Raw genomic sequence first — 21,704 nt, 5'->3', positions numbered from 1 at the left:
TCAGCTCATCCAGTTGCCGCCGTCGACGTTATACGTCTGGGCGACGATGTAATCGGCCTCGGGAGTGGCAAGGAAGATCGCCATGCCGGTGAGGTCCGCGGCAGTTCCCATGCGGCCAAAGGGGACGGACGCGCCGACCTCTTTCTTCTTCTGGCCCAGGGGTTTCTTTTCGTATTTCGCAAAGAAGGCGTCGACGCCGTCCCAATGCTCGCCATCGACCACGCCCGGCGCGATGGCGTTGACGTTGATGCCATGCGCGATCAGGTTCAGCCCGGCCGATTGCGTCAGGCTGATGACGGCGGCTTTCGAGGCGCAATAGACCGCGACAAGGCTTTCGCCGCGCCGTCCCGCTTGGGAGGCCATGTTGATGATCTTGCCGCCACGGCCCTGCGCGATCATTTCCCTGGCCGCCGCCTGCAGGGTGAACAGCGTGCCCGCGACGTTGATCGCAAAGACGCGGTCGTAATCGGCCCGGGTGATTTCGTCGATCGGCGCGGCGGTGAAGATCGCGGCGTTGTTGATCAGAATGTCGATGCCGCCGCCCGCCCGCATCACCGCCATCGCGGCGTCGATGCTGGCTTGATCGGTCACGTCCAGATGCACCGCCGCGCAGCCGATTTCCGCGGCGGTCTTTCGCGCGCCTTCAAGGTTGATGTCGCCGATGGTGACATCGGCGCCCTCGCGCAGATAGGCCTCGGCGAAGGCCCGCCCGATGCCGCGCGCGGCGCCGGTGATGAGCGCCCTTTTGCCTGTCAGTCTCATTTCAGCGCGCCTCCTTGCGCATCGAAGCGGTGCAGCTGGCCCATGTCCGGGCTCAGAAAAACGCGGTCGCCATGGTGCAGCCCGACCTCGCCGCCGGCGCGGACATTGATCAGCCCGTGGTCTGTCGTCACATGCAGGAAAGTGTCCGAGCCCAGATGTTCGGAGACGCCCACGGTGCCCGGCCACATCCCCTCGGTTGTCGAGATGCGGAGATGTTCCGGGCGGATGCCGATCGCATGGGCGCCCTGTTTCGCGGCCTCGGGCCCTTCGAGGAAGTTCATCTTCGGGCTGCCGATGAAACCCGCGACGAAGCGGTTTCTGGGCGTGCGGTAAAGTTCCAGCGGGCTGCCCACCTGTTCGATCCGCCCCGCCTGCAGCACCACGATCTTGTCGGCCATGGTCATGGCTTCCACCTGATCATGGGTCACATAGATCATCGTCGTCTTCAGGCTGTGGTGCAGTTCGGAGATTTCCAACCGCATGTTCACCCGCAGCGCGGCATCGAGGTTCGAGAGCGGCTCGTCGAAGAGGAAGGCCTGCGGGTTGCGCACGATGGCGCGGCCGATGGCGACGCGCTGGCGTTGCCCGCCCGAAAGCTGCCCCGGCTTGCGGTCCAGGTAAGCGGTCAGGTTCAGCACCTTGGCCGCCGCCTGCACCTTGGCCTCGATCTCGGCCGCGGGCAGTTTCGCCATCTTCAGCGGAAAGGCGATGTTCTTTTTCACCGACATATGCGGATAAAGCGCATAAGATTGAAACACCATCGCCAGACCGCGGTCGGCGGGGGCGGTTGCGGTGGCATCCTTGCCGTCGATCTCGACCACCCCGCCCGAGACATCTTCGAGCCCCGCGATCAGCCGCAGCAGCGTCGATTTCCCGCAGCCCGAAGGCCCGACGAAGACGACGAATTCCCCGTCGTTGATGGCAAGGTCGATCGGCGGGATCACCTCGACATCGCCGAAGCGTTTCGTCACGCCCTTGAGGAGGATTTCACCCATGATGGCTCCTTACTTCACCGCGCCGAAGGTCAGACCGCGCACCAGCTGTTTCTGGCTGAACCAGCCCAGGATCAGGATCGGTGCGATTGCCAGTGTCGAGGCGGCCGAGAGTTTTGCGTAGAAAAGACCTTCGGGGCTGGAATAGCCGGCGATGAAGGTGGTGAGGGGGGCGGCCTTCGACGTGGTCAGCTGCAGCGTCCAGAAGGCCTCGTTCCAGGCAAGGATGACGTTCAAAAGCAGCGTCGAGGCGATGCCGGGCACGGCCATCGGCGTCAGCACATGGATCAGCTCGTCCTTCAGCGTTGCCCCGTCCATCCGCGCGGCTTCCAGGATCTCGCCCGGGATTTCGCGGAAATAGGTGTACAGCATCCAGATCACGATCGGCAGGTTCATCAGCATCAGCACGACCACAAGGCCGATGCGGCTATCGAGAAGCCCCAGATCGCGGAAGATCAGATAGATCGGCACCAGAACGCCCACGGCGGGCATCATCTTGGTCGAGAGCATCCACATCAGAAGGTCTTTCGTCTTCGGCCCCGGCACGAAGGCCATGGCCCAGGCGGCCGGGATCGCGACGAGAAGCGCCAGCAGGGTGGAGCCGAGCGAGATCACGACCGAGTTCCAGAAGTGCAGGAAGTAGTTCGAGCGTTCCTGCACGACGCCGTAGCTTTCGAGCGTGAAGGGCGAGGTCAGCACCTTCAGCGGCGCGGCGATGGCGTCGCCCTCGGTCTTGAAGGAGAGGATCACCGTCCAGAGGATCGGGAAGAAAAGCGCCAGCCCGATGCTCCAGGCGAGGAGGGTGACAAGCGCCTTGCGGCGGGTCGTGACGGCACGGGCCATGGCTCAATTCTCCAGGTTCTTGCCGATCATCCGCATCAGGAAGATCGCAACGATATTGGCCAGAACGACCGCGACGATGCCGCCCGCCGCGCCGGACCCCACGTCGAATTGCAGAAGCGACTGGACATAGACGAGATAGGTCAGCGTGGTCGAAGCCGTGCCGGGGCCGCCGTTCGTGGTCACCAGGATTTCGGCGAAGGTGGACAGAAGAAAGATCGTCTGGATCAGGATGACGACGGTGATGGCGCGCGCCAGATGCGGCAGCATGACGTGAAAGAAGCGCGCAAAGGGACCGGCGCCGTCCATCTCGGCCGCTTCCAGCTGCTCGCTGTCCAGCGATTGCAACGCGGTCAGCAAGATCAGCGTGGCAAAGGGCAGCCATTGCCAGGCGACGATCAGCACGACCGAGGCAAGCGGCGATTGCGCAAGAAAGTCATAGGGTTGCAGCCCGAAGCTTTTTGCCAGATGGGCGAAAAGCCCGTTCACCGGATTGAGGAACATGTTCTTCCAGACCAGCGCCGAGACAGTGGGCATGACGAAGAAAGGCGCAATGACAAGGACGCGCAGGATGCCCTGACCCCAGAAGGGCTGATCGAGCAGCAGCGCCAGCAAAAGCCCGCCCAGCGTGGTGATGGCCAGAACGCCCAGCACCAGCACCAGCGTATTGCGGATCGCGTCGAAGAAGGCCGGATCGGTCAGGAAATAGCGGTAATTGTCAAGGCCGGTGAAGCCGCCCATGCCGGGCATGAGCAGGTTGTAGCGCTGCATCGAAAACCACAGCGTCATGGCAAGGGGGATGATCATCCAGCCCAAAAGCAACAGAACGGCGGGCGAGATCATCAGGCGGGCGGCGGTGCGCGAGGCTTGGGTCGACATCGACTGCTCCGGCAAAAGAAGGGGAAAGGCGGGCGGCATGGAAGGCCGCGCCGCCAGGGGCCCGGTCGGGCGATTGGCCCGGCCCGACCGGGTGCGGGGCGGCCAAGGCCGCCCCCGCCGTTCCGGGGTGCCGCCGGACGGCAGCCCCCCGGGCGGATCTTACTTGATGTAACCGGCCTTGGTCATCTCGCGGGTGGTCAGCGCCTGCGCCGCGGCCAGCGCATCCTCGGCCGAGGTGGTGCCCGCAAGCGCCGCCGAGAATTGCTGCCCGACCGCCGTGCCGATGCCCTGGAATTCCGGGATCGCCACGAATTGCACGCCGACATAGGGAACCGGGTCCACGGTCGGATGCGTCGGATCGGCCGCGTTGATCGAATTCAGCGTCATCGCCGCGAAGGAAACCTTTTGATATTCCGGGTTTTCATAAAGCGAGGTCCGGGTGCCCGGGGGCACGTTCGCCCAGCCTTCCTTGCTGGCGACAAGGGCGGTGTAGTCCTTGGAGGTCGCCCATTCGACGAATTTCAGCGCCGCCTCGGCCTTTTTGCGTGCCCGCCGGAATTGGCGAGGGTTCCAGGCCCAGAGCCAGTTGCCATGCTTGCGGACACCGCCTTGTTCGGGCCAGCCGAAGCCGACATGATCGGCCACGGCCGAGTCCTTGGGGTTGGTCACGAAAGAGGCGGCCACGGTCGCATCGATCCACATGCCGCAATGGCCCTGCTGGAAGAGCGCCAGGTTCTCGTTGAAGCCGTTGTTCGACGCGCCGGGGGGGCCATTGTTCGTCATCATGTCGATGTAGTCGGTCAGCGTCGCCTTCCAGGCTTCGCCGTCGAACTGCGGCTTCCAGTCCATGTCGAACCATTTCGCGCCATAGCTGTTCGCCATCGCCGACAGGAAGGCCATGTTCTCGCCCCAGCCCGCCTTGCCGCGCAGGCAGATGCCGTAGATCTCTTTCTCCTTGTCGGTCATCGCTTTCGCGGCGGCCTTGACGTCGTCCCAGGTGGGCTCGGCGGGCATCGTGAGCCCGGCCTTTTCCATCAGGTCGGTGCGATACATGATCATCGAGCTTTCGCCATAGAAGGGCGCGGCGTAAAGCTTGCCATCCACGGTCAGACCGTTCCGGATCGCGGGCAGAAGGTCGTCGACATCGTAGCTGGCCGGGAAGTCGAGCGGCAAAAGCCAGCCCTGCTTGCCCCAGATCGGCGCCTCGTAGGTGCCGATCGTCATCACGTCATACTGACCGCCCTTGGTCGCGATGTCGGTCGTCACCTTCTGGCGCAGCACGTTTTCTTCCAGCGTCACCCATTCGACCTTGATGTCGGGGTTCGCCTTGTAGAAGTCGTCCATCAGCCCCTGCATGCGCACCATGTCGCCGTTGTTCACGGTCGCGACGGTGATGGTGGTTTCCGCAAACGCAGCAGTTGCAAGCGCGCCAAACGCGCAGGCGCCCATCAGCGCCCGGATCGTGATCTTCATGGTTCTCCTCCCAGAGTGTGAGCAAATGCCCAACCAATGAGAAAATGTTCACAGAAGGTCACGCTTCTGTCAACGACGAAATTTTCGGGCGTCAAACGGGGGGATTGCGACGTTTTGGGGGCGGTTTGCGACGCGCTCAGGCCAGAAGCGCGCGGGCGGTCGATTCGTCGGTGACAAGGCCGTTGATCAGCCGCCCCCGCAGCGCGGCCCGGATCGCGGCCTGTTTCGACAGGCCGGCGGCGATGCCGATCACCGGCTGCTCGCGTTCCGCGGGAATTCGGAACGAGCCGATCAGCCGTGTCGTCTCGGTGTCGATGTAGCGGCCCTCGGCGTCGAAGATGCCGCCGACGATCTCGCCCACGGCGCCCGCGGCCTGCAATTCGGCATGCTGGGCGCGGGTGATGAAGCCGTCCTTGAAAAGCGGCGCCTCGTCGTTCAGCTGGCCGATGCCGACAAAGGTGACATCGGCCCTTGCCGCCAGTTCCATCACCGCCTGCACCGGGCGCAAGGCGTTGAAAAGCGCGCGTTCGGCGATCGTGTCGGTGATGACCGGCACCAGCATCGGGTAATGCGGCAGCTGCAGCTTGTCGGCCATGCGCAGGATCACGTCATAGAAACTGGCCGAGCCGTCGGGCGCGATGTTCGAGATCAGCGAGACGATGCGATGGGCGGCAAGCGGGGTGCGGATCACCTCGGCCGCCATCGCCGAGAGCGAGCGGCCGGTGCCGAAGGCGATGATCAGCGGCTCGGGCTGGGCAAGGTAGCGTTCCAGCAGCTGCGCCGCGGCGGGGGCGGTGCCGCGGGCGGTATCGACGCCGGCGGGCAGGGCGGGTACGACCCGGGCGAGCTTGAGCGCAAAGCGGCGGCTCAGCGCGACTTCCAGATCGAGACAGGCGGAAATCTTGTGTTCCAGCCGCACATGCACCAGCCCGTCGGCCATCGCCTTCGCCACCAGACGCTGCGCGCGCTGGCGCGACACACCCAGTTCGGCCGCCACCTGATCCTGGGTCAGGCCGCCGACATAATAAAGCCAGCCCGCGCGGGCGGCCTCGTCCTGGGGCGAGATCTCGGGCTCGGTCATCGGGGGGTCTTTCCGTCAAAGGCGCCGGGCAGCAAGGCGCCGAGCTGCCCGAAATCGTCGAAATCAAGCGCCGGGCGGGCGTCCTCGGGCGCGGTCAGATCGCGGCCGCGCAGATGGCTGCCGCCGGTGAAGCGCCAGACCGTCATCCCCGCGGCCAGCCCGGCGCGGATGCCGTTCAGGCTGTCCTCGATCACCAGGCAGCGGGCCGGATCGGCGCCCATCTGCCGCGCCGCAAGCAGGAAAAGATCGGGCGCGGGCTTGCCGCGTTCGACCTGGGAGGCAGTGTAAAGACGGCTTCCAACCCTTTGGGAAAGATCGGCAATTTCCAACGAACGCTCGGCCCGCGGGCGCGAGGAGGAGGTCGCCACGCACCAGGGCAGGGTGAGCCGGTCCAGCAGCGCCGCCACCCCCGGCATCACCTGCATATCACGTTCAAAGGCCGCCAGCAGCCGTTCGCGGTAGCGGGTTTCGAAATCGGTGGGCAGATCCAGCGCGAAATCGCGGCGCACCTGCTGCAGCACCGTTGGATAGGAGCGGCCCAGAAAATGCGTCGCCACATAATCGAGATCGATCGTCACGCCGTTCAGCGCGAGTTCCGCAATCAGCATCTGCGCCGAGATGATCTCGCTGTCGATCAGCACGCCGTCGCAGTCGAAGATGATCAGATCGAACATCGGGGCTCCTTTCCTGCGCAACCCTAACGGCTTCGCCGCCCGCCGAAAAGGGGGCGGCAGAGCGGGTGGATTCAATAATAAATCAACATGAGTTAAATATTGACCGGGGCGCCGACTCGGGTCAGACTTTGTCCGAGCCCCGGAGGAGGGGCCGACAGTGAAACGGGAGGAGAGACCGTGATGATGCGCAACTGGCCCTGTTGGGGCCTCTGCCTGGCGTTTTCCGCGCTGGCCGGGGCGGCTCGGCCGAAACCGGGGCCTGTCTGTACACAAGACCGACCAACCCTTTTCGTCAAGATGAAGGAAGGTGCTTCGGCAAAGGCGACCGAGATGGGGCTGGTGCCCTCGACCTATGCGGGCAAGATCGATGGCGATGTGGAAACGCAGATCGCGGCGGTCGAAAGCTGCATCGCGGGCGGGGCAAAGGGGATTTTGATCACGCCGTCGGACAGCCGCGCCCTGGCGCCGGTGGTGGGCAAGGCGCGCGAGGCGGGGGTGCTGGTGATCGCGTTGGATACGCCCTTCGAGCCCGCCGATGCGGCCGATGCGACCTTTGCCACCGACAATTTCCTGGCGGGCGAGCTGATCGGCAAATGGGCGGCGGCGAAGATGGGCGACACTTCGGCGGCGAAGATCGCGCTTCTGGATCTGAACGCCTCGGAAATTTCGGTCGATTACCTGCGCGACAACGGCTTCCTGAAGGGTTTCGGCGTCGACATCAAGGACCCGAAAGACATCGGTGACGAGGACGACGCCCGCATCGTCGGCAATGACGTGACGAACGGCAACGAAGAGGGCGGCCGCACCGCGATGGAGAACCTCTTGCAAAAGGACAGCGGCATCAATGTCGTCTACACGATCAACGAACCGGCTGCGGCGGGCGCCTATGAGGCGCTCAAGGCGGTGGGGCTGGAAAAACAGGCGCTGATCGTCTCGGTCGATGGCGGCTGCCCGGGCGTGCAGAACGTCAAGGAGGGCGTGATCGGCGCCACCTCGATGCAATTCCCGCTTCTGATGGCCTCCAAGGGCATCGAGGCGATCGCCGCCTATGCCAAGGACGGCACGAAGCCGGTGAATTCCGACGCGCTCGATTTCGTCAACACCGGGGTGACGCTGGTCACCGACAGCCCGATCGGGGCATCCCCTCGATCACCTCGGAAGAGGCGCTGAAACAATGCTGGGGCTGAAACAGGCCGGCTGAGACGAGAGGGAGGCGGGGCACCGCCTCTCTCGTATTCGGGGGAGGGAGAGAAGCATGACCGAAACGGCCCGCAAGGGGCAGGCGTTCGAACAGGGGCTGGAGGCGAGCGACCGGCGCGTGGCGCAGTTCGAGACCGCGACGCGCGGCCCGGTCGAGCGGTTGCAGCATCTGTTGCACGGCAATCCGACGCTGGTGCCGGTGATCGTGCTGGTCGCGGCGATCGCGGTTTTCGGCATCGTCGCGGGGGGGCGGTTCTTTTCGGCGCTGAACCTGTCGCTGATCCTGCAGCAGGTCTCGATCATCGGGATTCTGGCGGCGGCGCAGGCGCTGATCGTGCTGACGGCGGGGATCGACCTGTCGGTGGCGGCGATCATGGTGCTGATGTCGGTGATCGCGGGCAATCTGGCGGTTTACATGGGCGTGCCCCCGGTGCTGGCGCTGGCGGTCGCCTTTGCGGGCGGGGCGGCGGCGGGGCTGGCGAACGGCTTTCTGATCACCAAGGTGAAGCTGCCGCCCTTCATCACCACCTTGGGCACCTGGTCGATCTTTTTCTCGCTCAATCTGTGGCTTTCGGGGGCGCAGTCGATCCGCAGCCAGGACATCGACAAGGCGGCGCCGCTGCTCAAGTTCTGGGGCGAGGGCTTCGCCTTTGCGGGCGCGAAGATCACCTATGGCTCGCTGCTGATGATCGCGGTCTTTCTGGGTCTTTGGTACCTGCTGAACAAGACCGCCTGGGGCCGCCATGTCCATGCGGTGGGTGACGACAAGGAGGCGGCCGAACTGGCGGGCATCCAGGCCGACCGGGTGCTGTTGTCGGTCTACGGGCTTGCGGGCTTCATCTGCGCCATTGCTGCCTGGGCCTCGATCGGGCGGGTCGGCTCGATCAGCCCGCAGTCGTTCTACGAGGGCAATCTGCAATCGATCACCGCGGTCGTCGTGGGCGGGATTTCTCTGTTCGGCGGGCGCGGCTCGATCCTTGGGGCGCTTTTCGGCGCCCTGATCGTGGGGGTGTTTCAATCCGGGCTGCGGCTCGCCAATGTCGATGTGCTTTGGCAGGTCTTCGCCATCGGCTGGCTGATCATCGTCGCGGTCGCGATCGACCAATGGATAAGGAAGGTGTCGCAATGAGCCCCGAACCCATTCTGAGCGCGCGCGGGCTGGTCAAGCGCTATGGCAAGGTCACCGCGTTGGATCATGCCGATTTCGATCTGATGCCGGGGGAGATCCTTGCCGTCATCGGCGACAATGGCGCGGGAAAATCGACGTTGATCAAGGCCTTGTGCGGCGCAGTTCAACCAGATGCCGGAGAGATCCGGCTTGATGGCGCCCCCGTCCGCTTTGCCGCGCCGATGCAGGCGCAAGAGGCCGGGATCGCCACCGTCTATCAGTCGCTGGCGCTTTCGCCCGCGCTCTCGATCGTCGACAACATGTTCATGGGCCGCGAGCTGCGCAAGCCCGGGATCGCGGGCAGCCTGTTCCGGGCGCTCGATCACGGCCGGATGCGGGCCTTCGCGCGGGAAAAACTCTCGGAACTTGGCCTGATGACGATCCAGAACATCGATCAGACGGTCGAAACGCTCTCGGGCGGGCAGCGACAGGGCGTCGCGGTGGCACGGGCGGCGGCCTTCGGTTCGAAGGTGATCATCCTTGATGAACCCACCGCCGCGCTGGGGGTGAAGGAAAGCCGTCGCGTGCTGGAGCTGATCCTGGACGTCAAGGCCCGCGGCATCCCCATCATCCTGATTTCCCACAACATGCCGCATGTCTTCGAGGTCGCCGACCGCATCCATATCCACCGTCTGGGGCGCAGGCTTTGCGTCATCGACCCGAAAAGCCACTCGATGTCGGATGCGGTGGCGCTGATGACCGGGGCCAAGGCGCCCGAGGGGGCCGAGGCCGCCTGAGCCCTGCGACAAAAAGCATCGGACCTTGCCCGGGGCGGACCCCGGGCTTTCTCTTGCCCTGTCCCGGCCCTCTATCGCAGATTGTGCGTCTGGCCGAAGCGACGAGACGGCAGATTGGAATATCGGGAGTTGGAATGAAACTGGTTCGCTATGGAGAGAGGGGCGCCGAAAAGCCCGGTCTCCTGCACGTCGACGGCACGATCCGTGATCTGTCGCGCGTGGTGCGTGATATCGACGGCAAGGCGCTGAGCGACGAGGGCCTGTCGAAACTGTTCTGGACCGATGCGGGCAAGCTGCCGATCATTCCCGAAGGGGTGCGTCTGGGGGCGCCGGTGGCGGGCGTGGGCAAGCTGATCGCGATCGGGCTGAACTATGCCGATCACGCCGAAGAGGCCGGGCTGACCGTGCCGCCCGAGCCCGTGGTCTTCATGAAGGCGACCTCGGCGATCTGCGGGCCCGATGACGACGTGGAAGCGCCGCGCGGTTCGGAGAAGCTCGACTGGGAGGTGGAGCTGGCCTTCGTGATCGGCACGCGGGCGAAATATGTGACGCTCGAGGACGCGATGGATCACGTTGCGGGCTACATGATCTGCAATGACGTGTCCGAACGCAGCTTCCAGATCGAGCGCTCCGGGCAATGGGTCAAGGGCAAGAGCCATGACACTTTCGCGCCGCTGGGGCCCTGGCTCGTGACCAAGGACGAGATCAAGGACCCGCAGGCGCTGGATCTGTGGCTGAATGTGAACGGCGTGCGGCGGCAGACCGGGACGACGGCGACGATGGTCTATGGCGTGGCGTTTCTGGTGCATTACCTCAGCCAGTTCATGACTTTGGAGCCCGGTGACATCATCACCACCGGCACGCCGCCCGGCGTCGGCATGGGATCGAGGCCTCCGAAATTCCTGCATGCGGGCGATGTGATCGAGCTGGGCATCACCGGGCTCGGGTCGCAGCGGCAAGTCGTGGTGCAGGCATGAGCCCCGCCGCCGAGGCCTTTGCGCGTCTGAGGGCGGGCGATGCCCGGCGGCGGACCGAGTTCACCGTGCAAAAGCGCCGTGCGGTGCTGAAGCGGCTGGCGTCCGAAATCCGCGCCCGCGAGGCCGAGATCATGGCGGCCTTGGCTGCCGATCTGGGCAAGCCCGCGGTCGAGGTGCGGATTTCGGAAATCATCCCGATCCTGTCGGAAATCCGCCATACCTCGCGGCATCTGAAGGCTTGGGCGGGGGTGCGGCGGGTGCGTCCGACGCTCTCGATGATCGGCACGCGCGCGACGATCCGGCCGGAACCCAAAGGCACGGTGCTGATCCTCGCGCCCTGGAACTATCCCCTGTGTCTGGCTTTGGGGCCTTTGGTCAGCGCGATCGCGGCGGGCAATGCGGCGGTGGTGAAGCCCTCGGAACTGGCGCCCGCCACCTCGGCGCTGGTGGCAAAGATCGTTGCCGCCTGCCTGCCCGAAGATCTGGTGGCGGTGGTTGAAGGCGGCGTCGAGACCGCGACCGCGCTTCTGGCGCAGCCCTTCGATCATATCTTCTTCACCGGCTCGCCCGCGGTGGGCAAGGTGGTGATGGCGGCGGCGGCGAAAACGCTCGCCTCGGTCACGCTGGAGCTGGGCGGCAAGTCGCCCGTCATCCTGGGCCCCGATGCCGATCTGAAAAAGGCGGCGCGGATGGTGGCCTGGGGCAAGTTTCAGAACGCCGGGCAGACCTGCATCGCGCCCGATCACGTCTTCGTCCCCCGCGCGCAGGAGGCGGGGTTCACCAAGGCGCTGCGGGCGGAAATCGCGCGGATGTATGGCGCCCGCCCGCAGGCCTCGCGCAGTTTTGCCCGGCTGATTGGCGCGAAACATTTCGAACGCGTGCGCGGCATGGTCACCGAGGCCGTCGGCCATGGCGCCACCCTGATCACGGGCGGCGAGGCGGAGGCCGCCAGCCGTTACCTTGCGCCCACGGTGCTGACGCATGTGCCCGCCGATGCCGCGCTCATGCGCGAGGAGATCTTCGGCCCCGTCCTGCCGGTGATCGCCTATGATGATCTGGGCGCCGTTCTGGCCGGGATCGAGGCGGGGGAAAAGCCGCTGGCGCTTTATGTCTTTGCCCGCGACCGGAAGCTGATTGCGCGGATCTGCGCCGCCACGACCTCGGGCGCGGTGGGGGTGAATGTGACGCTTGCGCATTTCCTGCATCTCAATCTGCCCTTTGGCGGGATCGGCCAATCGGGGCTGGGCGCGGCGCACGGGCGCTGGGGCTTTCAAGCCTTTTCCCATGAAAAACCGGTGCTTGAGAACCGTTTTGCGGTGCTTGACCCGTTGATGCCGCCCTATGGCAAGCTTTCGGCCCGGCTGGCGCGGCTGGTGCAGGCGCTGGTCGGCTGAAAGCGCCTGCAGATGCTGCAACTGCGAAGGTGACTTTTCTGCAAAGCAGCGATACACTCAACCTATGCGAGATCACCGCCGGGCCGGAATCGGCGCCCGGCGGGGGAAACCGGGTGTGCATGCTTGCAGGGGGATGCGATGGAAGAGCCGACACCGAAGGATCAGACGCAGACGGAGGCGGCCGCCAGCCCGGCCGCGCCGACCGAAACCGGCGCCGATCTGGCCGCGAAAGAGGTCGTCGAAAAGGAGGCCGCGGCCAAGGACGCGGCTGCGAAGGAGGCCAAGGCGCGGGAAGAGGCCGCAGCCAAGGACGCGGCCGCGAAGGCGGAAGCGGCCAGGGCTGCCGCCAAGGACGCCGCGGCAAAGCCGAAGCCCGCAGCGGCCGCGAAACCCGCAGCGGCCGCGAAACCCGCATCCGATCCGAAACCCGCCGCCGAGCCGGTGGTGGAAAAGGTCACGCGGACCTCGGAAACCGAGGTGGCCTTTGCGCTTGGCGGGCTTGCGGGCAACAACGCGCATGGGGCGGGCTTTCTGCAGGCGGCGCTCGAAGGCGGCGTGCATCCGCGGATGATTTCCTGCACCTCGGGGCAGATCTATTGGGTCTGGCGCTATCTGCAGGCGCTTGCGGGCGGCGAAAGCCTGGAAACCCATCTGGCCGAGCAGATCGAGACGCTGCAGCCCTTTGGCCAGCGCGACGCCGATCTGATGCACATGGCGCTGTTCGGCAAAAGCGGGGTGTTCCGGCCCTCGCTTTTCGAATGGCCCTTCGACGTCATGCAAAACCTTGCGCGCAGCCTTGATGCGGTTTCGCGCGCGGGGGGAAATGTGTTCTGGCTCAAGGAGATGATGAGCCTGACCCCGGCGCGCACGCTGGTGTCGCTTTTCCCCGACAGCTTCTTTGCCGAGATCGCGCAAGCCTTCAACGCCACCGGGATCGGCATTCTGTTCAACGCCTACGACCCGCGCGAGGGGGTCGAATATGTCCATGCCAACCCCTCGGCGCTGGCACAGCTGGGAATCGCCCCCGGCGGGCGCAAAAGCTGCGCAGCCGCACGATCTACACCGAAATCACGCCGCAGGCGGTGCGCCGACGGGCTCTGGCTTTACGAATACGGCTTCGAGGGCAGTCCGGAGGGCGGTTTCGGCGCGCTCGATGGCGCCTATTACCGGCCGGTGCTTTTGTCGGAACTCTCCTGCGCGCGCACCATCCATGTGGTGCGGCCGGTCAACCGCAAATGGCTGGGGCCGCTGCCCGACAGCAAGCTCGCGCTGGAGGACATGAAGACCGAGGTCTCGTTCAACGGCATCTATGCCGCCGAGCGCGACCGGATGCTGATGGTCAACCGCTGGATTGCGGCGGGGATCCTGCGCGATCCGCGCTTTGCCCCGATCGAGATCTATGAGATCGAGGTCGAGACGCAGCGCAGCTTCTTTGACTATGTCTTTGAAAGCATGGACGTCTTTGAAAATGCCCGGGGCCTTGGACGCGAGGCGTTTTCGGGCGGGCTGGCCCCGGCCGAATAGCCCGCCCCCTTGCTTCCGCCCTCTTGCCCCCGCCCTCATTTCGGCCCAAACCAAGGGCAAAGAGGAGGCGGGCATGGGCGAGACGAAGGGTGGCTGGAAACTTTGGGCGGTGCTGGCGCTGCCGCCCCTGTTCTGGGCTGGAAACTTCATCGTCGCGCGGGCCTCGCGCGGCGAGTGGCCGCCCGTGGCGCTGTCCTTTGGCCGCTGGTCGATCGCGCTGATCGCGCTTTTGCCCTTTGCCTGGCCCTGGCTGCGCCGGGACTGGCCGCTTTACCGCCGCTATTTCGGGCGCATCCTGCTTCTGACGCTGCCCGGCGTCGCGGCCTTCAACTCGCTCGTCTATTGGGGGCTGCAGACCTCGACCGCGACGAACGGGATGCTTTTGAATTCCACCATTCCGCTGCTGATCATGGCTCTGGGGGCGCTCTTCTGGGGGCAAAGGCTCGGGCTTTGGGCGATCCTCGGGCTGATCGTCTCGACGCTTGGGGTGGCGGTCGTGATCTTGCAGGGCTCATGGGAACGGGCGGCGGCGCTCGATTTCGCGCGCGGCGATCTGATCATCTTCGCCGCGATGGTGGCCTGGGCGCTTTACACGATGGGGCTGAAGACCTTCCCGGCCGAGGTGAACCGGATCGGCCTTCTGGCGGTGCAGATCGCGCTGGCGCTGCCGATCCTGGCGCCGTTTCTGGTCTGGGAAATCAGCTCGGGCCGGGTGCCGGTCTGGACGCCCGCCTCGATCGGGGCGCTGGTCTATATCGGCATCGTGCCCTCGGTTCTGGCCTATCTATTCTATACCAAGGCGGTGGAGATGGCGGGCCCGGCGCGGGCGGGGCAGTTCATCCACCTGCTGCCGGTCTATGGCGCGATCCTCTCGGCGGCCTTCCTGCATGAACCGCTTCATCTTTACCATGCCGCCGGTTTCGGGCTGATCCTTGGCGGCATCGTGCTGGCGGGGCGGAGATAACGACCTTTGCTTCGGGCGGAGAGGGAAAGGCATTGCCTTTCCCCGCCCGCTGCGAAACGCAGTTGCAAGACCGTGTCCCCACACGAGACAGAGGCCGGCGCCTGCCCCGGGCGGCGCGAAAGCGCCCGCCGGGGGCGGGGCGGGCGCTGGCCGGCGGCCTCCGGGCCGCCGACCGGAACGGGGCAGATGTGTCGCGTGACCTCGGCGATGGCCTCGGTCATGGCAACCGGGGCCAGCGGCGGGGATTTCGCTTGCATCGCGGGGGGGGAGCGGCTATCAGCCCCTCACTTCCGCGATGACATGAACCGGCGACGCCTCTCGTGGTGGGCTGCGGAAGTTCTGGCCCCCTATGAAGCCGCCTTGTGAAACAGGAGCCTACATGCCGCTTTACGAGCATGTCCTCATTGCGCGTCAGGACCTTTCCAACGCGCAGGCCGAAGGCCTGATCGAACACTTCTCGACCGTGATCGGCGACAACGGGGGCAAGGTCCTCGGCACCGAATACTGGGGCGTGAAGACCATGGCCTACAAGATCAACAAGAACCGCAAGGGCCATTACGGCTTCCTGCGCACCGACGCGCCCTCGGCCGCCGTGCAGGAGATGGAGCGTCTTGCCCGTCTGCACGACGACGTGATGCGCGTGCTGACCATCAAGGTCGACGGCCATGACGAAGGCCCCTCGGTGCAGATGCAGAAGCGTGACGACCGTGGCGACCGCGAAGAGCGCGGCGATCGTGGCGATCGTGGCGACCGTGGCCCGCGCGGCGACCGTGGCCCCCGCGAAGATCGCGGCCCGCGTCCCGAGCGTCGTTGATCCGAGGAGAGTGACCCATGGCTACCAAACCCTTCTTCCGTCGCCGCAAGGTTTGCCCGTTCTCGGGCGATAACGCACCGAAGATCGACTACAAGGACGTCCGTCTGCTGCAACGCTACATCAGCGAGCGCGGCAAGATCGTTCCCGCCCGCATCACCGCCGTCTCGGCCAAGAAACAGCGCGAACTGGCGCAGGCGATCAAACGCGCCCGCTTCCTCGCCCTGCTGCCCTACGCCGTGAAGTAAGGAGACCTGAACATGCAAGTCATCCTTCTGGAACGTGTGGCCAAGCTGGGCCAAATGGGCGACGTGGTGAAAGTGCGCGACGGCTACGCCCGCAACTTCCTCTTGCCGCAAGGCAAGGCGCTGCGCGCCAACGACGCCAACATCAAGAGCTTCGAAGCCCGCAAGGCGCAGCTGGAAGCCCGCAACCTCGAGACCAAGAAAGAAGCCGAGGCGGCCGCCGCCAAGCTTGAAGGTCAGAAGTTCGTGGTCATCCGCTCCGCTTCGGACGCCGGGGCGCTTTACGGCTCGGTCACGCCCCGCGACGCCGCCGAAGCGGCCACTGCCGGTGGCTTCTCGGTCGACAAGCGTCAGGTGGCGCTGAAAGCCCCGATCAAGGAACTCGGTCTGCACGACGTGCACGTGATCCTGCACCCGGAAGTCCAGGCGACGATCACCATCAACGTCGCCCGTTCGGCCGAAGAAGCCGCCATCCAGGCGGCCGGCAAATCGATCCAGCAGCTGGCGGCGGAAGCCGATGCGGCGGCGGAATTCGAGATCGCCGAGCTCTTCGACGAAGTCGGCGCCGCGGCCTCGGACGACGAATAAGACCCTTCCCCCGGGAAGTGTTGCAACCGCGCCCCCCGGGGCGCGGTTTTGTTTTGGCCGCAAGGGTTTTGCGCGGCACGGAAAATGCACAAAATTTGACGAAACTGTTTCCTATTTCCGCCGAAATTTCATCTTATGGTTGCAAGACCTCCCCGTCGGGGGTCTGTTCACGTGGTCACGAGTGACAGGTTCCCGCGCCCGGTTTCCGGATCGGGCGCGGCGGCACCTGCAAGGAGAATGCGATGGAATTCAGGATTGCGGCGATGGTGCTTTTCGGGATGACTTTGGGCATTCTGCATGCCGAAGGCGTCAGCTGGGGGCGCTGGATCGGTTCTGGCCCGATTTCGGTCGGCGCGCGCTGGTGCAGATTTCCGAAAACGCCCAAAGCGTGCGGTCGTCGTTCGACCCGGTGGCTTTGCCCGAGCCGCCGGTACCGCGCCCGGTGACGGCGCCCCGATTCGTCCGCGCGAATTGAGGCCCCGCACGGAAAAGGCCGCCCCAAGGGGCGGCCTTTGCTGTCACTGTCCGGGGGGGATCAGAGCTCGTCCAGCGCTTCGATGGCTTTCTGCAGCTCTTCCTTGCTGACCTCTTTCTCGGTCACGGCAGCGCCCGCGACGATGAAATCGATCACCTTTTCTTCGTAGAGCGGCGCGCGGATCTGCTGTTGCATCTGCGCGTTGCCCTTGACGAATTCGAAGAACTCGCGCTCGTGGCCCGGGTATTGACGCGCCGCGGCGAGAACGGCTTGCGTCATCTCGGCGTCGGTCACTTCGATCTTCTCGTTGCGGCCCAGCTCGGCGAGCAGCAGGCCCAGACGCACGCGGCGCTCGGCCAGGGTCTTGTGCTCTTCGGTCGGCTCCACCGCGCCATGGTCGTGGCCGTGATGATCCGGGTTTTCCTCGTGCCAGAGCTGGTGCGCGATCTGACCGGCTTCGGCCTCGACCAGCGACGGCGGCAGGTCGAATTTCACTTGCGCATCCAGAATGTCGAGCAGGGCACGCTTCAGGATCGCCCGCGAGGCGCCCTTGTATTCCGCTTCCAGACGCGAGGCGACCTGGCCCTTCAGCGCTTCCAGATCGGCGGCGCCGAATTTCTTCGCCAGCTCGTCGTCGATCTCGGCCGGTTTCGGGGCCTTCACCGCATGGACGTGGCATTTGAAGGTGGCTTCCTTGCCCGCCAGATGCGCGGCGCCGTATTCGGCCGGGAAGGTCACTTTCACTTCGACATCTTCGCCCGCTTTCGCGCCGACGAGCTGATCTTCAAAGCCCGGGATGAACGAGTTCGAGCCGAGGACGAGCGGATATTCCTCGCCCTTGCCGCCCTCGAAGGGTTCGTCGCCGAGGAAGCCTTCGAAGTCGATCACGACCTGATCGCCGTCCTTGGCCTTGGTGCCTTTCTTGCGGTCCTCGAAGGCCTGCGCCGATTTCGCCAGGTTTTCCAGCGCCTCGGTCACCGAAGCTTCGTCGGCCTTCACCACCAGACGCTCCAGCGTGACGGTGGCGCGGTCAAAGGCCGGGATCGGCGGCAGGGCTTCATAGGAGACGGTGAAGATCGCGTCGGTGCCCGGCTTCCAGTCCTTGCCGTTTTCCATCTCGACCTTCGGCTGCAGCGCCGGACGGTCGCCCGATTGATCGAGCAAGTCCTTGATCGCGCCATCGACGGATTCGTTCAGGACATCGCCCAGAACGCGGTCGCCGAAGTTCTTGCGCAGCATCGCCATCGGCACCTTGCCCTTGCGGAAGCCCTTGATCTCGACTTCGGGCTGCACCTCGATCAGCTTTTCGGTGACTTTCGCATCCAGTTCGGCGCCGGTCAGCGTGATCGTGTAGCCGCGCTTGAGGCCTTCGTTGAGGGTCTGGGTGACCTGCATGGGGTTTCCTCTGGTTCGGGCGCGCCGAAAAGACGCGCTCAGGCAAATTTCAGCCGTCCTTCTAGGGGCTGGCGACCTTGCTGGCAAGGTGAAAAGCCGCGGCCCGATGGGGGGCCGACCGGCTTTTCCGGGCCGTTTTCGGTCCCGGCGCGGCAGAAAGATCGAAAAGATTCGCCCAGACAGACGCCCCGAGACGGCAGCGCGGGCAGGCAGAGAAAGGTCAGATGGTGCGGGTGGTCTGCACCAGTGCCGTGTTGCATGCCGTCTCAGGTTGACTCTGCGCCCCGGGAAATCTCAACGCCGCAAAGATGTAATTGTCTCAAGGTGTTGCGGGTGATACCCCAGCACCGCATCGACAATGTGGGGCCAAGTGTGGGGCTGATATGGGGGCAAGGGACAAGCTGACGGCGGTCAAGATCCGGGCCGCGGCACCGGGGCGATATGGCGACGGCGCCGGGTTATACCTCGACCGCACCGAGGATGGCGGAAAATGGCTTTACCGTTACACGATCGCGGGGCGGCGCCGCGACATGGGGCTGGGCTCTCTCGATGCCGTGACCCTCGCCCAGGCGCGCCGCGAGCGGGATCGCTGGGCCGCGGTGCTCGCCTCCGGCCGGGACCCGATCTCCGAGCGGGCGCGCGAGAGGGAGGCCGCGGCAACGCGTGAGGACCCGTCGCTGTCGGATCTTGTGGACACCGTCTTCGGCGCGATCAAGCACACGCTCAAGGGCGAGGGGGAGGCGGGGCGCTGGATGTCACCGCTGCGCGTCCATGTGCTGCCGAAGATCGGCGCGCGCCCGGCGTCATCGCTCCGGACGGCCGATTTCGTGCGCGTGCTGCAGCCGATCTGGCGCATGAAGCCGACGGTCGCCGAAAAGGCCTATTCGCGGCTCAACCTCTGCTTCAAGAAGGGCAAGCGCATCGGTTATGCCGTCGACCCCGACACGCTGGCGGCGGCGCGCGAGCTGCTGGGGGATCTGCACATCGAGCCCGAGCATATCGCCGCGACGCGCTGGCAGGATGCCCCGGTGCTGTTCACGCGGCTGGCCGGGGACACCTCCGGGCTGATGTGCCTTCGCCTGTTGCTGCTGACCGCGGTCCGGGGGGATGCGGCCCGGGGCGCGCGTTTCAACGAAATCGACGGCAGCCTGTGGATCGTGCCGAAAGAGCGCGTGAAGGGGCGGCTGAAAGCGGCCACGGATTTCCGCGTCCCGCTTTCGTCCCAGGCGCTTGCCATCGTGGCCGAGGCGCGACGGCTCTCGAACGATCCCGAGACCGGCCTTCTGTTCCCGGGCGATCGCGGGGAACCGATCAGCCCGAATGCGCTGCTGAAGGCGGTGAACAAGATCGGCGAGGCGGGCAGGCCGCACGGTTTCCGCACGACATTCCGAACCTGGGTGCAGGATACGCTGGACGGCTCGCACGATCTGGCGGCAGAGGCGGCGCTTGGCCACGTCATCGGCAACAAGGTGCGCCGCGCCTACGCCAGATCCGACTACCTCGACCAGCGCGCCGCGCTCATGCAGCGATGGGCGGACTATGTGACCGGCGAGTCGGTGCAGGTGGTGCAGCTGAGGCCAAGCGCGGGGTGATCTGGTAGGGTCTGGCGTCGCCGCCTGGCGACGCGAACGGCCCTTAACCGCCGGTCGCGCCTCCCGGCGCAGGCTGCCGAAGCGGTCACTCGAGCGCACCGCAGCGAGAGCCACGCGCAACCCATTCCGGCCCCTCGTTGGGGGAAGGCTGCGTAAGGCTTAAACACGTCCGCAGAGAAAGGAGTTTATCCGGCCGAACCGCGGGTCTTCGCTCAGTCCTTGCTGCGGCGCGTCATCTTTTCCAACATCGCATGGACGGTGTAATTCTTGGAGCAGTCCTGATCGAGGGCGCCAAACACGGCGCTTTTCCGATGGGCAAAGGCCGCCACCCCGATCAGCGCGATGCCCCCGACGCACACCCCGATCCACCCGTAAGTCTGCGATGCCTTGAACAGATCATACAGATCCTTCACGATCGAGAAGGTCGAGAAGCCGGCGATGATGGCGCCGCCCATGATCGCCACGCCGGCAAATTTCCGCTCCTGCGCACGCCGGTGGATCCGCTCCAGATGATCGGCGATATCGCGGATGCTGTCGTCGAGTTCGGCCAGCATCTCGTCGAGGCGCAACACCTTGCGCCAGGCAAGGTTGACCGCATTGTGCATCGAAATATGGCTCTGTTCCGAGAACCGGTAGCACAGACGGAGCACCAGCGCCGCTTCGCGCAACTCGGCCAACCGACGCAGGGATTTCTGCGCATCCAGCATCTCCGCCGCGGACATGATTGAGGCCGCGGTTCGGGCAACGAGGAAGGCACGCTCGTGCAGCGCCAGGATCGCGATCGGCAGATAATGGCGATCGAAGGTCGATGTCCGGAAATTTCTCAGAAATTCCGTCAGGGTCGGCGCCCCTTCGGTCGGGCCGATCACCGTTGCGGCCCCCTCCAGCGCAATGGCGTGTCGAACTGTCTCGAAATCCCTGACCCATTCGACGCGCCCGATATCGGGCGAAAGCTGGTAATCCGTCGTGTAATGCCGCGCCAGCATCAGCGCGTACCGGTCGCGGTCCGTTATCGGCAAGATGGCGTCGAAGCGCACCATCGCATGCGACGACAGCCGACGCGACACCTCGGCTTGTGACCGGCTGCCAAACACCATCTGCCCGATCAAGGCCGCCATTGAAAACGCTGGGGCTTCGATCGGGGTTTTGGCCTTCTTGTCGATCCATCGCACCTCGTTCAGGCGGGAAAGCGCAACCGTGGCCTCGAGCAGTTCGACCGCGGAAAGTGGGGCGCCATCCTCGCGGTCGACGACGAAGCGGCACAAAGCCAGCCCCTGCGCGGTCATGAAAAGGGCAAGCGACAGGCTTTCGACCTCAAGGCCCAGTTCGCCCGGCACGACACCCGCCGCAGCAATGCGTTCTTTGGCGGCTGACGTCAGGCTCAGTCGCAGCCGCTTGGCGATCCGGTCTGCGGGCGGTGTTGTCTTCTCATAAAGGCAGGCCGTCGAGAGAAAGCGGTGGCCCCTCTCGGTCAGGCGATGGAACCTCACCAAGTCGGGGCGCGCGCCCGACAGCAATTCCTGCAGATGCGCATGAAAATCGTCACCCGCCGAAAGGGTTTCGTCGGCTTCCCAAAGCGCATCTTCGGCATAACGCCCCTGCAGCGCGGCTTTCTGATCGGCGGGGATACCTTGTCCAGGGTTTCGGGTCAGATTGCCGAAGCGGGGGCCGGTCCAGCCAGCAGGATCAATTCCGTCGAGTTCGTAAAAAACGCACAGGCTGTGCTCGGCTACCGGGTGGGATGCAATCTGCGGCGACAGCATGCGGCCTCCTTGAAATGCTCGGCCTCAGCCTAAGGCGGGGCTTGCGGGCTGACAAGCAAAGGCAGGGGCTGCGACCGATGGCATCGGAGCGGAGGTCTTGATTGCCGCAAGTCGCCATCCCCAGCCGTCATGTTGGCGGTGATGTGCTCCACGATTGCCCTTATCCTCAA

Annotated in this window: 20 protein-coding genes; 11 read left to right on the top strand and 9 right to left on the bottom strand. The window is 65.1% G+C overall.

Annotated elements, in window-relative coordinates; translation table 11 throughout:
- From RCAP_RS10065 to RCAP_RS10035, 7 genes are all read right to left on the bottom strand, one after another.
- Positions 1 to 762 (bottom strand): L-iditol 2-dehydrogenase, encoded by a 762-nt coding sequence (locus RCAP_RS10065; protein ID WP_013067749.1) that lies wholly within the window; start codon positions 760 to 762, stop codon positions 1 to 3.
- Positions 759 to 1,757, bottom strand: coding sequence for an ABC transporter ATP-binding protein (locus RCAP_RS10060; protein ID WP_013067748.1), 999 nt, complete (start codon positions 1,755 to 1,757; stop codon positions 759 to 761). The genes RCAP_RS10065 and RCAP_RS10060 overlap by 4 nt, the downstream gene beginning before the upstream one ends.
- A 9-nt stretch (positions 1,758 to 1,766) precedes the next feature.
- Positions 1,767 to 2,597 carry a carbohydrate ABC transporter permease gene (locus RCAP_RS10055; RefSeq protein ID WP_013067747.1) on the bottom strand — a complete coding sequence of 277 codons (831 nt, stop codon included), beginning with the start codon at positions 2,595 to 2,597 and terminating at the stop codon, positions 1,767 to 1,769.
- Positions 2,598 to 2,600: 3 nt separating this feature from the next.
- Positions 2,601 to 3,473, bottom strand: coding sequence for a carbohydrate ABC transporter permease (locus tag RCAP_RS10050; RefSeq protein WP_013067746.1), 873 nt, complete (start codon positions 3,471 to 3,473; stop codon positions 2,601 to 2,603).
- 159 nt (positions 3,474 to 3,632) lie between these two features.
- Complete coding sequence (locus tag RCAP_RS10045) at positions 3,633 to 4,946, bottom strand: ABC transporter substrate-binding protein (protein WP_013067745.1); 1,314 nt, start codon at positions 4,944 to 4,946, stop codon at positions 3,633 to 3,635.
- A gap of 136 nt (positions 4,947 to 5,082) precedes the next feature.
- Entirely contained in the window at positions 5,083 to 6,027 is a 945-nt protein-coding gene (locus RCAP_RS10040; protein WP_013067744.1) for a sugar-binding transcriptional regulator, read from the bottom strand.
- Positions 6,024 to 6,701, bottom strand: coding sequence for an HAD family hydrolase (locus tag RCAP_RS10035; RefSeq protein ID WP_013067743.1), 678 nt, complete (start codon positions 6,699 to 6,701; stop codon positions 6,024 to 6,026). Before RCAP_RS10035 ends, RCAP_RS10040 begins: the two co-directional genes overlap by 4 nt.
- A 297-nt stretch (positions 6,702 to 6,998) precedes the next feature.
- On the opposite strand from RCAP_RS10035, the gene RCAP_RS10030 reads away from it, so the two are divergent.
- From RCAP_RS10030 to rplI, 10 genes are all read left to right on the top strand, one after another.
- The gene (locus RCAP_RS10030; protein WP_394296314.1) at positions 6,999 to 7,871 is read left to right on the top strand and encodes a substrate-binding domain-containing protein; all 873 of its coding nucleotides are present in this window, start codon (positions 6,999 to 7,001) and stop codon (positions 7,869 to 7,871) included.
- A gap of 85 nt (positions 7,872 to 7,956) precedes the next feature.
- On the top strand, positions 7,957 to 9,030 hold the full coding sequence (locus tag RCAP_RS10025; protein WP_013067741.1) for an ABC transporter permease: 1,074 nt from the start codon (positions 7,957 to 7,959) through the stop codon (positions 9,028 to 9,030).
- A complete protein-coding gene (locus RCAP_RS10020; RefSeq protein WP_013067740.1) occupies positions 9,027 to 9,806 on the top strand; it encodes an ATP-binding cassette domain-containing protein in 780 nt (259 codons plus the stop codon). Before RCAP_RS10025 ends, RCAP_RS10020 begins: the two co-directional genes overlap by 4 nt.
- Positions 9,807 to 9,940: 134 nt before the next feature.
- Complete coding sequence (locus tag RCAP_RS10015; protein WP_013067739.1) at positions 9,941 to 10,783, top strand: fumarylacetoacetate hydrolase family protein; 843 nt, start codon at positions 9,941 to 9,943, stop codon at positions 10,781 to 10,783.
- Complete coding sequence (locus RCAP_RS10010; RefSeq protein WP_013067738.1) at positions 10,780 to 12,177, top strand: aldehyde dehydrogenase family protein; 1,398 nt, start codon at positions 10,780 to 10,782, stop codon at positions 12,175 to 12,177. The genes RCAP_RS10015 and RCAP_RS10010 overlap by 4 nt, the downstream gene beginning before the upstream one ends.
- A 138-nt stretch (positions 12,178 to 12,315) precedes the next feature.
- Positions 12,316 to 13,701, top strand: coding sequence for a hypothetical protein (locus RCAP_RS19615; RefSeq protein WP_013067737.1), 1,386 nt, complete (start codon positions 12,316 to 12,318; stop codon positions 13,699 to 13,701).
- Positions 13,702 to 13,774: 73 nt separating this feature from the next.
- Entirely contained in the window at positions 13,775 to 14,665 is an 891-nt protein-coding gene (locus tag RCAP_RS10000; protein ID WP_013067736.1) for a DMT family transporter, read from the top strand.
- A gap of 379 nt (positions 14,666 to 15,044) precedes the next feature.
- Positions 15,045 to 15,479, top strand: a complete 435-nt coding sequence (gene rpsF / locus RCAP_RS09995; protein ID WP_013067734.1) for a 30S ribosomal protein S6 — start codon at positions 15,045 to 15,047, stop codon at positions 15,477 to 15,479.
- A gap of 17 nt (positions 15,480 to 15,496) precedes the next feature.
- Positions 15,497 to 15,724 carry a 30S ribosomal protein S18 gene (rpsR, locus tag RCAP_RS09990; RefSeq protein WP_013067733.1) on the top strand — a complete coding sequence of 76 codons (228 nt, stop codon included), beginning with the start codon at positions 15,497 to 15,499 and terminating at the stop codon, positions 15,722 to 15,724.
- 12 nt (positions 15,725 to 15,736) lie between these two features.
- Positions 15,737 to 16,309 (top strand): 50S ribosomal protein L9, encoded by a 573-nt coding sequence (gene rplI / locus RCAP_RS09985; RefSeq protein WP_013067732.1) that lies wholly within the window; start codon positions 15,737 to 15,739, stop codon positions 16,307 to 16,309.
- 535 nt (positions 16,310 to 16,844) lie between these two features.
- Here the strand turns inward: rplI and tig are convergent.
- The gene (tig, locus tag RCAP_RS09980) at positions 16,845 to 18,179 is read right to left on the bottom strand and encodes a trigger factor (RefSeq protein WP_013067731.1); all 1,335 of its coding nucleotides are present in this window, start codon (positions 18,177 to 18,179) and stop codon (positions 16,845 to 16,847) included.
- Positions 18,180 to 18,562: 383 nt separating this feature from the next.
- On the opposite strand from tig, the gene RCAP_RS09975 reads away from it, so the two are divergent.
- Positions 18,563 to 19,771: a tyrosine-type recombinase/integrase gene (locus tag RCAP_RS09975; protein WP_013067730.1), complete on the top strand. Its 1,209-nt coding sequence runs from the start codon at positions 18,563 to 18,565 to the stop codon at positions 19,769 to 19,771.
- A 212-nt stretch (positions 19,772 to 19,983) separates the two neighbouring features.
- Here RCAP_RS09975 and RCAP_RS09970 read toward each other — a convergent pair whose 3' ends face one another.
- Positions 19,984 to 21,534 carry a hypothetical protein gene (locus RCAP_RS09970; protein WP_013067729.1) on the bottom strand — a complete coding sequence of 517 codons (1,551 nt, stop codon included), beginning with the start codon at positions 21,532 to 21,534 and terminating at the stop codon, positions 19,984 to 19,986.
- Between the last annotated feature and the right edge of the window lie 170 nt (positions 21,535 to 21,704).

The organism is Rhodobacter capsulatus SB 1003 (assembly GCF_000021865.1).
GTDB lineage: Bacteria > Pseudomonadota > Alphaproteobacteria > Rhodobacterales > Rhodobacteraceae > Rhodobacter > Rhodobacter capsulatus_B.
Note: the sequence above shows the minus strand (reverse complement) of the source record. Positions and strands in the feature narration are given on the sequence as shown.